We start from the raw sequence: 14753 nt of genomic DNA on the forward strand, positions 1-14753 counted from the left end.
ATTATTCTCCCATGCGTTCTACTGTTATATATTGCTGTGTTTGTTTTACAGCAGAATAAGACATGTCTAAAATTATTTTAGGATACATACCGATAAAAATAAGCACAGTTAACAAGCTCGTTAGCAATAAAAAGTCTTTCTTACTAATTGATTTTTTTATAGTAATATCACTATTGGTAACGCCATAAAATAGGGGTTGCATACGAACAATAAATGAAATTGATAACATTAATAAACCAATTATTAATAAAACAGTAAAATAAGAAAATGAAACGAAACTACCAAGTAACATCATGTAATTTCCTATAAAATTCGCAGTTCCTGGAACACCCAAAACCGCTAGTATAAAAAATAAAGTAAATGAAGAAAGATATCGTACTTTTTCTTTCAGCCTTGTAAATTGGTTAATGTTACGAGTTGAATAACATTCAACTAATAACCCACTAATAATAAACAATCCTACAATAGCTAAATTAATGGCAATCATTTGGATAACAATTCCTTGATAAGCAATCACTGAGCCACTATAAATAATTGCTGTAACTAATCCCATTAATGCAATATGCACATATGCAATTAATTTTTTAATATCGGTTTGGCTAAACGCAAGTAATGCAGAATAGAAAACAGTACATAAAGCCAAGAATAATATTAAAGGCATAATCGAGACAGAAGCGTTTGGAAATAGAGGAATGGCAATACGTAAAAGCCCAAACGTTGCGGTACTAAGTAACAAGCCACTTATCATCATAGATCCAGTTGTTGATGACTCAATATGGGCTTCAATAAACCAATTATGAAAAGGAACAAAAGGTACGCGCACAATAAAAGCGGCTAAAAAACCTAGCATTAATAAAAATTCAGTACTGCTTGATATAGGTGTTTGGGTTAATATCTGATAATCAAACGTCCAATGGCTAGTTAAATTCCAATTTATCAATGCTAATGACACAATGGATATTAACATTAATAAACTACTAATTTGAGTATAGATTAGAAATTTACTTGCACCGTTAAAACGTAATTGAGAGCTAGAATCACGCCGACCCCATAAGGAAATTAAAAAATAGATTGGAATAGCTACCGCTTCCCAATAAAAGAATAATAAAAATAAATCGGTAACTATAAATAACATGATAATAGCCGATGTCATGAATAGTATACTAAGATAAAATAAGCCAGGGTTATTCAACTTTTCTTTACTTGAATAGATAATAGTTAATAACACAATAAATAGCGTAGAGGTAATTAAAACTATTGATAAACCATCGAGCAATAAGTGAAAACGAATCCCCAATAAAGGTATCCACTCAACATTGATTTCTGATATGCAGTTATTCCCTTTACCTAAAATGGTTATAGCATCTGACCATATATGTATGGTTATCCCCATAGTGATAAGTATTGTTATCAATGCAACAATTATAGGTAATTTATTGCAGTATATTTGCACATGGGCTGAGGTTACCATCCGCGGTATAAATACATGGCATAGCCAACCAATTAATCCGCCTATAACCGGTAAAAAAACAAGCCATAACAACATGAAAGATTACACCTTAATTTAAATAAAAATGAGTAACATTAATATAATAATGCTACCTATAACCATTGACACCATATACCATCGAATATGCCCATTTTCTAAGCTGACAATATATGAATTTATTTTTTTAATACCTAACATAAACCAATTATCCCATACAGCTAATGGATCTTTTTTGAGTAAGTTAGCTAAATAGATATAAGGTCTTACAAAAATAATGTTAATTAAATAATCAAAATGCCAATCAACACTACATAATCGTACAAAGAATTTGACCATTGGGGTATTTAAAATATCTTGCACTTCGCTATTTGGATGAGCGTATAGAGTATAAGCAATAAGAAAACTTAATAACGTTACTGCAGCTAAAAGTAACTGAAATGGCAATTTACCTTTAGTATCTAATTCTGCTATTGGAATAATTCCCTTAATTGGTAGAGGGAAATAGATAAATATCGCTGTAGTAAATATCAATAATATTAAAATTGGGCAGTAACTGATCCATTTGGTTTTAGAAAAATGATGTATTTTTTGTTTATGATAAAATACGATAAAAATTAAACGCAAAATATTTAAACTAGAAAGTAAAATTCCCAGCAACCCAATGGAGCCTGATATTAAATTATTTTTAGCCATTAATCCCCAAATAATATCGCCTTTAATATAGAATGAAGCTGAAATCCAGGGCATAGCACTGAGTGATAACATCACAATTAAGAACACGGCATATAACAAAGGGTACTTTTTAACTAAACCACCTAATTTACTAATATTACGTTCACCTTGGCATTTTTTGATTAAAATTGCTGATGCCAAAATTAATAATGTACTTGTTACTGTGTAATTGATTAAGCAAGTAAGTGACAAATTCCAACTTTGAGTTGAAAAAGCATAGAATAAATAACTAATTTGAGCTAAGTTTATAAAAGTGATAATGCGCTTAATATCATATTGAACTAAAGCAATTGTACTGGCGAATAAAACGGTTAATGATGACATTAAAGCCATAAGATTAAGCACATCAGTTGACATCATAAATAAATTATTAAGCCTAAGTACCAAATATACACCCGCTAAAATCACGGTTGAAGATTGCATTAATGCAACAGCTGGCATTGGTGCTAATGTGGTTTCAGTAAACCAAGTTTGCATAGGGAATAGCGCTGATTTACTCATGGCACCCAAAAATAGTGTTAAAGTAATCCAAAAAACGATATCTGAATCAATAGCTAAATTATCATGAGCTTGAGTTAAAATGTGTCGAATATCCAACGTTTCAACTGTTTGGTAAAGCAAAAAAATACCAATAATTAAAAAAACATCAGTTAAATGCATAATAACAAAGGCTTTAATTGCTGCATAGCTATTACGCAATTGTTTATAATAAATGCCTATGAGTAAGTAAGTACTTAAACTAATGCCTTCCCATCCAATTAGCATAACAAATAAGTTATCTACCAAAACAACGGTTAACGTACTGGCGACTAGTAAATTGCTATAAGCATAAAACGTATAAATATCTTTTTTACATGTTAGGTAGCAGGCGGCAAAGAAATAAATAAATAACCCCAAAAAGGCAATTAATACTAAAAAAGTCAAAGACAAACCATCTAGCATTAGCGCAATCGGAACGACAAAATCGCCAACAGAAAACCATTCCCATAAACTTCTGGTATAAACAAGCGTCATATCCGGAACGGTATTAGTACTAAAATCAATGCAAGAAAAAATAGTAATTAGTGTAATCATTAACATGGTACTAATGCCAATTATTATCACATTAATCGGTCTTATATGTCTCCCTATACAAACTAACACTAAAAACGAAAGTAGAGGGACAATAATAGTTAAATAAAGTAAATTCATCCTTTCATTTCACTCAATGAATCAATATTAAAAAGTTTACGGCGATAGATTAATTTCATAAGAAGCGCAAGCCCTACGCAGGCTTCAGCTAATACAGCGATAACAGCTAAAAAAGCAAGTACTTGCCCATCAGGTTGTTGCCAATAACAACTAGCTGCTATTAAGGCGAAAATAGCGCCATTATTCATCACCATTAGGCTAAGTAGTAAAAAATAAAGGTTACGGCGAATTATAATACCGAATAAACCGATAACAAATAAGATAGAACCAAAAGTTAAACAATACATAAGAGGAATCATATTATTTCTCCGATAAGAATCGATGCATAAAATGATACGCAATTACAGCAGCGCCCAATAATAGAAAAACGGCTAACTCAACCATCAAAATGTAAGCATATATTGACATTTCATGAGTTAACTCTTGGGGTTCTTTAAACTGTGTATAGTCAGTACTTACTACTCCGTAAATTAACATAACCAAAAGAATAAAGGCTAACACTAATGGCACTAACCATATTTTAGGGCTTATACCATTCCTACTCGTTTCAACATTATCTATACGAATTTGAAGGATATTTGCAACCAAAATAAATAACGTTACTGTTCCACCAATAAATAAAAGCGTATATAAAACAACAGACAAATAAGTACCAAGCAAAATAAAAATCAATGCCGTGGCAAAAAATGAAATAGTAAGATACAAAATAGCTTTATCTACACGTAAGCTACAAATCACTTTAATACTAGCAAAGACAGCAATAATCGACGCAATATAAAAAACAGCGATCATCAAATAATCCAATATGCATTCACAATAACGCTAGTATATACTGAAATTAAGGCAAGATACAGGTGAGTTATTCATGAAAAAACAGATATTTAAAATATTGAATATAAAAATCCGATATTAACGAGGTGTTATTAGTTATACGTTTAAGTATTTTTAATATAATAAAAATAATAAAAAAATAAAAAACATAAAATTTTATTATTTAAATTCAATGCTACATTGTTATAAAGTATGTAACTTAAGCAAAATAACTAAATTTATACCTACTTCTTTAAATGGCGAATTTTACCATACAACTTAAAGTTGCTTAGGCATAATATCAACAAAACGAGAATATCATGAATAGCAAATACTCCTCAATGCGAAGCAACGTCAATATGTTAGGTACTTTACTGGGCAATGCAATTAAACGAGCAACAGGAGATGAAACATTTAATTTAGTAGAAAAAATCAGACAGTTATCAAAATCGGCACAAAAAGGGAATAAGCAATCTCATACTGAATTACTTAAATTGATTGAAAATCTTAATGATAAGGATTTATTACATGTTGCTCGTGCATTCAATCATTTTTTAAATATGGTAAATACAGCAGCAGAATATTATGGTATTTCTCCACATGGTGAGGCAGCCAGTAGCCCCAAAAAAATGGCTGACTTATTTCGAACATTAAAAAACCTTAATTTTTCAAATCAGACAATTACACAAGCAATTAAAGAATTATCCATTGAATTAGTGATAACAGCACATCCGACAGAAATTAATCGACGAACTATGATTAATACATACACAGCAATCAATAACTGTTTATCACAACTTGATCATAATGATCTCGCTGATTATGAGATTGAACGCATAAAACGACGTTTAAAACAGCTTGTTTGCCAAGCGTGGTATACAGATGAAATACGAAAAAAACGCCCAACGCCACTTGATGAAGCCAAATGGGGCTTTTCTGTAATCGAAGATAGCTTATGGGAAGGCGTACCTCTATTTCTTCGTGAATTTAATGATCAAATTGTTGATGCATTTAATGAACAATTATCTGTAGATCATGTGCCAATAAAATTTACTTCTTGGATGGGGGGGGATCGAGATGGTAACCCAAATGTAACTGCTGAAGTGACTGAAAAAGTAATGTTACAAGCCAGATTGAAAGCGATTGAATTGTTCTTAGCTGATATCCAAATATTAGTTCGTGAATTATCAATGACGAAATGTAATCAATCGGTTATCGATCTGCTTGATGAAGATAATAAAAAGACATCAGAACCTTATCGTGCAATAATGAAACAGTTACGTTCTCGTCTTATTAAAACACACAGTTATATTATATCAACACTCAATAATGAACAGGTGTTACCGCCTTCTGATATTTTGATTAAAAATGAACAGCTCTGGCACCCACTTTATACATGCTATGAATCATTAATAGAGAAAGGTATGTCGACAATAGCGCACGGTCCATTATTAGACACACTGCGGCGTATAAAAAGCTTTGGTTTACAACTAGTACGATTAGATATTCGCCAAGATAGTTCTGTGCATACCGATGCGCTTGATGCACTAACAAAAGAACTTAATTTAGGGAGCTACACGCAATGGACAGAAAATGAAAAACAAGCATTTTTATTAACGGAATTGAAATCTAAGCGCCCCCTATTGCCATATAACTGGCAACCTAATGAAATGGTCAATGAAGTACTCGATACATGTCGAGTTATAAAAAAAGCAGGTGAAGAAGCCATTGCATCTTATGTGATTTCAATGGCTAAAGCCCCTTCTGATATTTTAGCGGTTTATTTGCTACTAAAAATAGTTGATTGCCATAAAAATATTCCTATAGTGCCATTATTTGAAACATTAGAAGATTTAAATAATGCAAAATCGGTCATGGAAAAATTATTAGATATCCCTTGGTATCGTGAAAAAATTCAGGGTAAGCAAATGATAATGATCGGTTATTCTGATTCGGCTAAAGATGCTGGAACACTTGCTGCATCTTGGGCACAATACCATTCCCAAGAGGAATTAGTTGGCTTATTTGAAAAATATAAGATTAATCTCGTGCTATTTCATGGTCGAGGCGGATCGATTGGCCGTGGCGGGGCTCCTGCTCATGCCGCGTTACTATCACAGCCGCCAGGATCATTAAAAGGAGGGCTTAGAGTCACTGAACAAGGCGAGATGATCCGGTTTAAACTTGGTCTACCTGAGGTCGCTCTTAGCAGCTTAATGCTATATGCTTCAGCTATTTTACAAGCTAACTTACTACCACCACCTGAACCTAAACAAACGTGGCGAAGTATTATGGACGAAATGTCTGATTTTTCATGTCGATGCTACCGCCATTTTGTTAGAGAACGTAAGGAGTTTGTCGATTATTTTAGAGCCGTAACACCAGAAGCAGAATTGGGTAGATTACCACTAGGTTCAAGGCCACAAAAACGTAGAACGGGTGGAGGAATAGAAAGTTTACGTGCAATTCCATGGATTTTTGCATGGACACAAAACCGTTTAATGCTTCCATCATGGCTTGGTGCCGGTAGTGCACTAAAATTAATGATTGAAAAAGGCAAAAAAGAGCTGCTTAAAGAAATGTATCACAACTGGCCATTTTTTAACGCACGCCTAGGTATGTTAGAAATGGTTTATGCAAAAGCTGAACCTAATATTCATGAATATTATGAACAAAGGTTAGTCGATCCTGCTATGTGGTCTCTAGGGGAAGAATTACGGAATTTATTAGCACAAGACATCAATACCGTATTAATGATTACCGATGATATTAGTTTAATGGCTGATTTGCCTTGGATTGCCGAATCCGTTGCTTTACGTAATACCTATATTGAACCGCTTAATTTATTACAAGCTGAATTGCTAAGCCGCTCTCGTCGATGTAGCAATGAGGAAAATACCACTGTTGAACAAGGATTAATGATCACAATCTCTGGTATTGCTGCAGGTATGCGTAATTCAGGATAACTTAATTTAGCAAAAATCGATTCAGACCGAAGTCAAAAAAATAAAAAGGGCAAAAAGCCCTTTTTTGTTAGCAATTATTTAGTTAACAAATTATTTAAATAAGCCTTAGCATTTTGGTCACCTTGTTCACTCGCTTTGGTAAACCAATAAATAGCACGGACTTTACTTTGAGCAACCCCATCGCCAGCTAAATATTTTACGCCCAAATTATATTGAGCATCTACACTGCCTTGTTCTGCTGCTTTATTGTACCATTCTATTGCTTTTTGAATATTTTTAGGCACGCCACTACCAACATCATACATAACACCAATATTAAATTGGGCATCAACATTACCTGCTTCTGCTGCCCGAGTAAACCAGTAAGCGGCTTGGGAGTTATCAGCTTTAGTACCGGCACCTGTTGCATAAATAACACCCAAATTATACATTGCCAATACATAACCTTGCTCTGCTGATTGCGTATAAAAATAGTTAGCCGCAACGTAATTTTGAGTTAAACCGTCGCCATTTTCTGACATCAAACCTAAATAATATTGAGCTTCTGGGTTATTATCTTTCGCTGCTTTACTAAACCAATCAGCAGCAGCGATACTATCTTTTTTAACGCCATCACCAAAAAAATACATGATACCTAAATTAAGATAGGCATCAAAAATTCCCTCATCGCCAGCTTGCTTAAAATAGTCAATAGCACTTAAAGTATTTTTGACTACACCTTCTCCATTTTTATACATTAACGCTACATTATATTTAGCTAAAGCATAACCTTGATCGGCGGCTAATTTAAAATATCTAAAGGCGGTAAACAAATCACGGTTAGTCCCTAAACCGTTTTGATACATATAAGCTAAATTATTTTGTGCTTTCGCCAAACCTTTTTCTGCTGATTTTTTATACCAAAATATAGCTTTGGCGTCATTCTCCTTAACGCCTAACCCTTGTTTATAAATATTAGCAAGTGAATATTGTGCTTCAGCATCACCTTTTTCAGCCGAAATGCGTAATAAACTTGGATCAGTAATTTTTAGCTGGGTATCAAATTGTATTTTAGTTTCATTAGCTATTACACCGAATGAAAAGTGTAAGATTAATGCTAATAAGATGTTTAATTTTCTCATAATTTTTTAGTCAAATAAGGTTGATATTAATTATACATAAATGATTTGAGATGAAACAATTATTGTTTAATGCCAAAACTGATTAGTTTATATTTGATCAGTATTCGGATAAAAACTGATCGTAGGTAAAGTGATTTAGAAATGAAGTCAACAAATAAAAGGCAAAACCTTAACTTTATAATATATAAAATTTATCCTATTTCAATAGAAATTGGCACATATTATATATACTTTAGCACAAAATAATTGAAACACTTAAAAAGTGCTAACTCATTAATTGGTAAATTTAGTATATAAATTATACTTATTATAATGAAGTAATAAAATATCAAAAAGGTAATTGATATAAAGCAAGTAACGTAATGAACTATAGAATTATTTATTATAATTAGTAATATTCATATTTGAAAAGCGAATAAACTTGGATATTTCAAGAGGCATAAATACCGAATGCAAGAAACATTTTGACAAGAAATAGTTAATAATTGATATATTTATTGTGTTATAATTTCGGCCTTTAAAATAATCTTGAATTTAGAGGACCAATATGGACTTTTTTATCAATCAAGCGTATGCCGCAGATGGGCAAGCAGCTGAAAGCAATCCTTATTTTTTACCTATTATGCTAGTCGTTTTTGGGTTATTTTTCTACTTTATGATTATGCGCCCTCAACAAAAACGCGCTAAAGCACATCGTGATTTGATGGCTTCTATTTCAAAAGGTGATGAAGTGTTAACAAATGGTGGACTTATTGGGCGTGTATCAAAAGTTAACGAAAATGGTTATATCGCACTAGAATTAAATGATTCGACTGAAGTTATAATCAAACGTGACTTTATCACATCAGTATTACCAAAAGGGACAATGAAATCGCTATAAGATGAAATTATCGATTATAGTTCATTGTATTGATAACTTAATTCCACAAGAGAATATGTCGTGTTAAACCGCTACCCTTTGTGGAAGTACATTATGTTGGTCGTCGTGATTTGCGCCGGCCTTCTTTATGCACTTCCAAATATTTATGGTGAAGATCCCGCTATACAGATCTCAGGCTCGACTAATGCCGAAGTTAACATAGCCACGCGAGATACAATCCAAAAACTTCTCACAGATAATCATATCGAACCAAAATCTGTCGTCTTTGAAAATAAATCAATTTTAATCCGTGTTGGCGATAACGATACACAACTTAAAGCCAAAGAACTTATTTCAGACAAGCTAGGTAATGAATATACGGTTGCTTTAAACCTAGCCCCAGCAACACCTAAATGGCTTTCAAGGCTAGGTGCAGCACCGATGAAATTAGGACTAGATTTGCGCGGTGGGGTTCACTTCTTAATGGAAGTCGATATGACAGCTGCATTAAATAAACTTATCGAGCAGTCTATTGAAAACATAAAAATTGAGTTTGAAAAGAGCAAATTAAAATACAACGCACTGAGCAAAGATAACAACCAACAAATTGTTATGCAATTTGACAATACAGAAGATCGTAACAAAGCAATTACCAAAATTAATGGATTACAAGATTTTAAAGTTGTTTCTCAAAGCGAAGACCGCATTGTATTGACAGTTAGTGAGCCGCGTTTACTACAATCTAAAAATGCTGCTGTACAGCAAAATACCACAATACTACGTAACCGAGTAAACCAACTTGGTGTAGCAGAACCAATCGTTCAGCGCCAAGGATCGGATCGAATCGTCGTTGAACTACCTGGCATTCAAGATACAGCACTGGCTAAACGTATTTTAGGTGCGACAGCAACACTTGAATTTAGGCAAGTAAATGATGAAGCATCAGCCAATTTAGCTGCTATCATCAATGGGGATATGCGCATTCCTTACGGTTCTGAATTACAGTATATGGAAAATGGTAGACCAGTACTACTTTACAAACGCATTGTATTGACAGGGGATCATATTACTGACTCATCTTATAGAGTTAATGAATATGGCCAATCAGAAGTATCGATTACTCTTGATAGCTTGGGTGGTAAAACCATGCTTGATTTTACCCAAAAAAATCTTCATAAACCAATGGCAACACTATTTGTTGAATATAAAGATACCGGTAAACGTGATGAAAATGGTAAACCAATTCTTGAAAAACAAGAACGCGTTATCAACGTCGCCACAATTCAAGGTATTTTTAGTAATCGATTCCAAGTGACAGGTATTAGCAACATTGATGAAGCAAAAAACTTATCCTTACTATTACGTGCAGGGGCATTAATAGCACCAATTCAAATTATTGAAGAACGTACTGTTGGACCATCAATGGGGCAAGAAAACATAACTCAAGGTTTAGAATCTTGCGTATGGGGGTTACTGATCTCAGTTATCTTCATGTTGGTCATGTATCGCCTATTTGGTTTATTTGCTAGCCTAGCTTTAGTTGCTAACTTAATTTTAATTGTTGGTGCAATGTCATTACTGCCTGGGGCAACATTAAGTATGCCAGGTATTGCTGGAATTGTATTAACTGTTGGTATGGCAGTTGATGCTAACGTACTGATTAATGAACGAATAAAAGAAGAACTCAGCAATGGGCGTAGTGTTCAGCATGCAATTAATGAAGGGTATGCTGGGGCTTGGAGTAGTATTTTCGATGCCAATATCACAACCTTAATCACAGCGGTTATTCTTTATGCTGTTGGTACTGGATCAATAAAAGGTTTTGCTATTACATTAGGCATAGGTATCTTAACATCAATGTTTACATCGATTGTAGGTACTCGAGCGCTAGCCAACCTTATTTATGGCGGTCGTCGTGTTAATAAGTTATCAATTTAGAGGTTTATTGTGATTATTTATAAAAACGAAAATCATGATGTAAGAGAATTGAATCATGGCCGCAGAGTCCTCGACTTTTTGAAATTTGGCTTTATTGCTTTTTTTATTTCAATGCTATTAGTTATTGTTTCCTTTATGGTTATTTTTGATAAAGGATTCAATTTAGGACAAGACTTTACAGGGGGAACAACAGTTGAATTAACCGTAACCAAAGCGGTAAATCTTGATGATCTTCGCAACAGCTTACGTAAAGCTGGTTATCATGAACCTGTTGTACAATATTATGGTAGCAGTAAAGACATTATCATTCGATTAGCAACAACTAATGAAGAAAAAAGCAATGTATCATCAGAAATCGATAATGCATTAGGCACCAAAATATCGAATTTAGTACATAAACAACTTGATGAAAATGCACAAATTAAACGTATCGAGTTTATTGGTCCAACTGTAGGTGCCGAACTTGCTCAAGATGGTATTTTGGCGATCTGTGCTGCATTAATTTGTATTTTGATCTACATTGCATTTCGTTTTGAATGGCGATTTGGTACGGGAGCGGTTGTAGCATTAGCACATGATGTTGTGATAACAGCAGGTTACCTAGCACTGTTTGAACGTGAATTAGACTTAACCATTATTGCTGCAATGTTATCGATAATTGGTTATTCACTTAATGATACCATTGTCGTTTTCGACCGAATTCGTGAGAATTTTAGAAAAATTCGACGAGCAGAACCTTATGATGTTATTAATATCTCATTAACACAAACATTGCATCGTACCTTGATGACATCAGGTACAACTCTTGCCGTCGTGATTATTTTGTATATCTTTGGTGGATCAATGTTAAAAGGCTTTTCTGAAACATTAGGTGTAGGGATTGTGCTTGGTACAATTTCCTCTATATATGTGGCAGCGTATATGTCACTTAAATTAGGTGTCAAACGCGAACACTTTATGCCTCCTAAAATTGAAGCAGAAGGTGCAGATCAAGCTCCAATGATTCGTTAGTTATCTAAACTCTGTCGTTGTCGGCAGAGTTTTATTTGATTGTTCTTTAGACATCTAATTTCAAATAGATTGACACTTATCATCTTGTTGCATATTATTAACCACTGTTTTATTCCTTTCTACTTGGGGCCATAGCTCAGCTGGGAGAGCGCAACGCTGGCAGCGTTGAGGTCAGGGGTTCGATCCCCCTTGGCTCCACCAAATCAATATCCTGTAAGATTCTTTAAAGCCTATTAAAAAATAGCCTTTAGTTAGATTAAAGTTAAACTTAGTGAAGGGGCAACTGAAAACCCCTTAAAAAAAGTAAAACACAACAGAGCTACATTTACGCTTCTATGTTGATGAAAAACCGTTTTCAGATTAAAAGACTTTGTCAGCGTATTAATGAAATTATGTTTTATGCGGTGAATATAGGCTTGATTGATGCCAACCTTGTAACCAAAATAAAAAACGCTTTCAAAAAACGATAAAAGGGCAAATAACAACCATAAACGAACAAAAACTTTCCTAATTCATGCAAGCTCTTGCTATGGCTAGAATCGAAATTACCAACACGTTGCTTAATGTTACCTAATAAATGGTATTAGCTCTGCTAAATGGGCAAAGATTTGATGCGAATATTATTGAAGTAGCGCTTGCCTATGCCGATACTATAGAGCGAGGAGAACTTATAACCGAGCTACCTACCGAGAACAACGCAGAATCATGCTTAATTGGTGGGGATACTTTATTAAGCGAGTAAGCTAAGGACATGCCTCATTGTCTGATAATCATCATTTAAAACTAATAAATCATTAACTGTAGCGCGCTACATATTTGGGTTACGTTTTCAAGCATCGATAAAAATTGTAAATCGAAACTAAGTTACGCACTTCAATTCTTTACCTAAAGTCTGAGAAGATTTTATCTCCGTGTATACAGAGAACACTTCATATTCAGATTTATCTACTTCGATTCTTGCGGTTTATCCCTGTGTATACAGGGAACACTCTAAATATAGCTATCTGTTTTATTTACAGTTATAGCGTTCGATAAATTCTACCAGATTTTTCAAATTTTTAAAGAAATTTAACTTGTTGATTTTTAATAAATAATAATTAGAATGGATTTAATTTATAGCATTCTACCAAAATCCCCATCTTTTCTATAAAAATCATTGAGATATGTAAATTAAATGGATTCTAATTAAAAACAAGTATTGCTTTTTACTTTAATCATAGCGTGAGCTTTGTCATAACTATTTTGAATTTAAGTTTTAAACTTTTGGGATTAGCGGTTTATTTCCTTTACTATAAACTTTGTTTAGAAAAGCAAATAAGCTTTTATGATTCAAAACTTTTTTATTAAACGTGTTTATGGAATTTTGATGGCATAATTATTCCTTAATCATCTGGGTTATTCCGTTATATGGTGTCGTTGTTTGATTTCGGCGAGCTCTTCTTGCGATGTGGCATTAAACGCTTCGACCATCCATTCGGGCCAACCTTGCCCTTCAATCCTATGGGCTTTAAATTCCGCTTCTTGATCTGACTTATATTCGCCGTCATCGATATTGGCAGATTTATAATGCACCATAAAACTATTGATCCACCCCCAAACAAATGTACTTCCTGCACCGGCTCGCATAGGATCTAACATAATATGATCTATCACTTGGTGCGTGCCCGGTTGGCAGACCATTAACACGGTTGAACTTAAGGCATTACGTGACATATTATGAATAATAACACCGTGCAAATCGTCCCAATCATATTCTTTTATTCGGCGTTTTTTCGGTTGTAAAAATACCGAAGGGTGATGTAAAAACTTAAAGTTAAAAAAGTAACTTTCGTTAACATAGACTTTACCGGTTTTACGATTGAATATAATGGGGCTGCCACGGCGGGAGAACAGATAATGATATAGTTGAGGAACAGCATAATATACAGCACAACAACTTGCTATTACTCCAACTAATGTTGCCAAAAATAATTTAGTTTCTAAAATTGGATTACATAAATAAATTAATATAGATAATAAAACTATTGTCGGGCATAGAAAGATAACAATAATCATATGAATACATAAATAAAAAGCTTGATCAGAAGGAATCTGACGAATAAAGGCACAATAGGTATTATTGGCATAACTTAAGCGATCGTCATGCAAAGGTACACTATAAGGACCTTTATCTAGATCCCCAAACCAACCAAGAATTTGTGGGCGGTATTTTGATGGCATTTTATTCTCCTTTTATTTATTCATCGTGAAATTGGTTGCTGCTTCGATTAATGATAAGCGGGATTTCGTTATCATCTTGTGCATTAGGGCTGATATTGATTTGATAGTTATTTATTAGATCATAAGCAAAGGTGCCCGCTACCCAGGTTATTACCGTTAGGTGACTTTCTGGCTGGTTAGGAGCTGGCTCTTTTACTTCGATTTTTTCAATATCGGTAAAATTAGATTGCCATACCGCTTTGCCCTGAGTGAGGGTTTTAAAGGTTTTTGCTTCATAATGGTCGATAAAATAGTTTTTATCGGTGGTGACATATTCGGTGATTTTTAGGGTTTCTTTGGCTTTATCTTCGTTTAGGTGGATTGGGGAGTGCGCCACTACTGAGTGGTTATTTACCCCTGTTGAACTGATATTAAAG

12 protein-coding genes and 1 tRNA gene are annotated in these 14753 nt (G+C 33.9%); 6 read left to right on the forward strand and 7 right to left on the reverse strand.

The features are described 5' to 3' along the window. Nucleotide 1 precedes the first annotated feature (1 nt). From A9G36_RS02295 to A9G36_RS02310, 4 genes are read right to left on the reverse strand one after another with little or no spacing between them, the layout of a single operon-like run. Nucleotides 2-1546 (reverse strand): complex I subunit 4 family protein, encoded by a 1545-nt coding sequence (locus A9G36_RS02295; RefSeq protein ID WP_034946007.1) that lies wholly within the window; start codon nucleotides 1544-1546, stop codon nucleotides 2-4. 18 nt (nucleotides 1547-1564) lie between these two features. Beyond that, nucleotides 1565-3412, reverse strand: a complete 1848-nt coding sequence (locus A9G36_RS02300; protein WP_081296658.1) for an NADH-quinone oxidoreductase subunit 5 family protein — start codon at nucleotides 3410-3412, stop codon at nucleotides 1565-1567. Next, nucleotides 3409-3711, reverse strand: coding sequence for an NADH-quinone oxidoreductase subunit NuoK (gene nuoK / locus A9G36_RS02305; RefSeq protein WP_034946000.1), 303 nt, complete (start codon nucleotides 3709-3711; stop codon nucleotides 3409-3411). The genes A9G36_RS02300 and nuoK overlap by 4 nt, the downstream gene beginning before the upstream one ends. A 1-nt stretch (nucleotide 3712) precedes the next feature. Continuing rightward, nucleotides 3713-4204: an NADH-quinone oxidoreductase subunit J family protein gene (locus A9G36_RS02310; protein ID WP_034945997.1), complete on the reverse strand. Its 492-nt coding sequence runs from the start codon at nucleotides 4202-4204 to the stop codon at nucleotides 3713-3715. Nucleotides 4205-4542: 338 nt separating this feature from the next. Here A9G36_RS02310 and ppc point away from each other — a divergent pair, with 338 nt between their 5' ends. Then, entirely contained in the window at nucleotides 4543-7188 is a 2646-nt protein-coding gene (gene ppc, locus A9G36_RS02315) for a phosphoenolpyruvate carboxylase (protein ID WP_065585354.1), read from the forward strand. A gap of 74 nt (nucleotides 7189-7262) precedes the next feature. Here ppc and A9G36_RS02320 read toward each other — a convergent pair whose 3' ends face one another. Beyond that, nucleotides 7263-8309 (reverse strand): SEL1-like repeat protein, encoded by a 1047-nt coding sequence (locus A9G36_RS02320; protein WP_051825232.1) that lies wholly within the window; start codon nucleotides 8307-8309, stop codon nucleotides 7263-7265. Between the two features lie 547 nt (nucleotides 8310-8856). Here A9G36_RS02320 and yajC point away from each other — a divergent pair. From yajC to A9G36_RS10110, 5 genes are all read left to right on the forward strand, one after another. Continuing rightward, nucleotides 8857-9189 carry a preprotein translocase subunit YajC gene (gene yajC / locus A9G36_RS02325; RefSeq protein WP_034945990.1) on the forward strand — a complete coding sequence of 111 codons (333 nt, stop codon included), beginning with the start codon at nucleotides 8857-8859 and terminating at the stop codon, nucleotides 9187-9189. A gap of 60 nt (nucleotides 9190-9249) precedes the next feature. Beyond that, nucleotides 9250-11106: a protein translocase subunit SecD gene (secD, locus tag A9G36_RS02330; RefSeq protein WP_080715889.1), complete on the forward strand. Its 1857-nt coding sequence runs from the start codon at nucleotides 9250-9252 to the stop codon at nucleotides 11104-11106. Between the two features lie 15 nt (nucleotides 11107-11121). Then, nucleotides 11122-12117, forward strand: coding sequence for a protein translocase subunit SecF (gene secF / locus A9G36_RS02335; protein ID WP_065569201.1), 996 nt, complete (start codon nucleotides 11122-11124; stop codon nucleotides 12115-12117). A gap of 125 nt (nucleotides 12118-12242) precedes the next feature. Next, nucleotides 12243-12318 (forward strand) — tRNA-Ala (locus A9G36_RS02340). 376 nt (nucleotides 12319-12694) lie between these two features. After that, entirely contained in the window at nucleotides 12695-12859 is a 165-nt protein-coding gene (locus A9G36_RS10110; protein WP_176701004.1) for a hypothetical protein, read from the forward strand. A gap of 653 nt (nucleotides 12860-13512) precedes the next feature. On the opposite strand, the gene A9G36_RS02345 is transcribed toward A9G36_RS10110, so the two are convergent. Continuing rightward, a complete protein-coding gene (locus tag A9G36_RS02345; RefSeq protein ID WP_065585355.1) occupies nucleotides 13513-14337 on the reverse strand; it encodes a DUF6708 domain-containing protein in 825 nt (274 codons plus the stop codon). A 16-nt stretch (nucleotides 14338-14353) separates the two neighbouring features. After that, nucleotides 14354-14753 (reverse strand): hypothetical protein (locus tag A9G36_RS10115; protein ID WP_176701005.1); only part of this gene is annotated, 400 nt, incomplete at its 5' end.

The sequence above is a fragment of the Gilliamella sp. Choc6-1 genome (genome assembly GCF_001690385.1).
GTDB classification, from domain to species: Bacteria; Pseudomonadota; Gammaproteobacteria; order Enterobacterales; family Orbaceae; genus Gilliamella; species Gilliamella apicola_A.

What these genes read in the sequence shown, in the direction of transcription:
- A9G36_RS02295 (WP_034946007.1), bottom strand. Translation starts at nt 1,546, where the DNA reads ATGTTGTTATGGCTTGTTTTTTTACCGGTTATAGGCGGATTAATTGGT.
- A9G36_RS02300 (WP_081296658.1), bottom strand. Translation starts at nt 3,412, where the DNA reads ATGAATTTACTTTATTTAACTATTATTGTCCCTCTACTTTCGTTTTTA.
- nuoK (WP_034946000.1), bottom strand. Translation starts at nt 3,711, where the DNA reads ATGATTCCTCTTATGTATTGTTTAACTTTTGGTTCTATCTTATTTGTT.
- A9G36_RS02310 (WP_034945997.1), bottom strand. Translation starts at nt 4,204, where the DNA reads ATGATCGCTGTTTTTTATATTGCGTCGATTATTGCTGTCTTTGCTAGT.
- ppc (WP_065585354.1), top strand. Translation starts at nt 4,543, where the DNA reads ATGAATAGCAAATACTCCTCAATGCGAAGCAACGTCAATATGTTAGGT.
- A9G36_RS02320 (WP_051825232.1), bottom strand. Translation starts at nt 8,309, where the DNA reads ATGAGAAAATTAAACATCTTATTAGCATTAATCTTACACTTTTCATTC.
- yajC (WP_034945990.1), top strand. Translation starts at nt 8,857, where the DNA reads ATGGACTTTTTTATCAATCAAGCGTATGCCGCAGATGGGCAAGCAGCT.
- A9G36_RS10110 (WP_176701004.1), top strand. Translation starts at nt 12,695, where the DNA reads ATGGTATTAGCTCTGCTAAATGGGCAAAGATTTGATGCGAATATTATT.
- A9G36_RS02345 (WP_065585355.1), bottom strand. Translation starts at nt 14,337, where the DNA reads ATGCCATCAAAATACCGCCCACAAATTCTTGGTTGGTTTGGGGATCTA.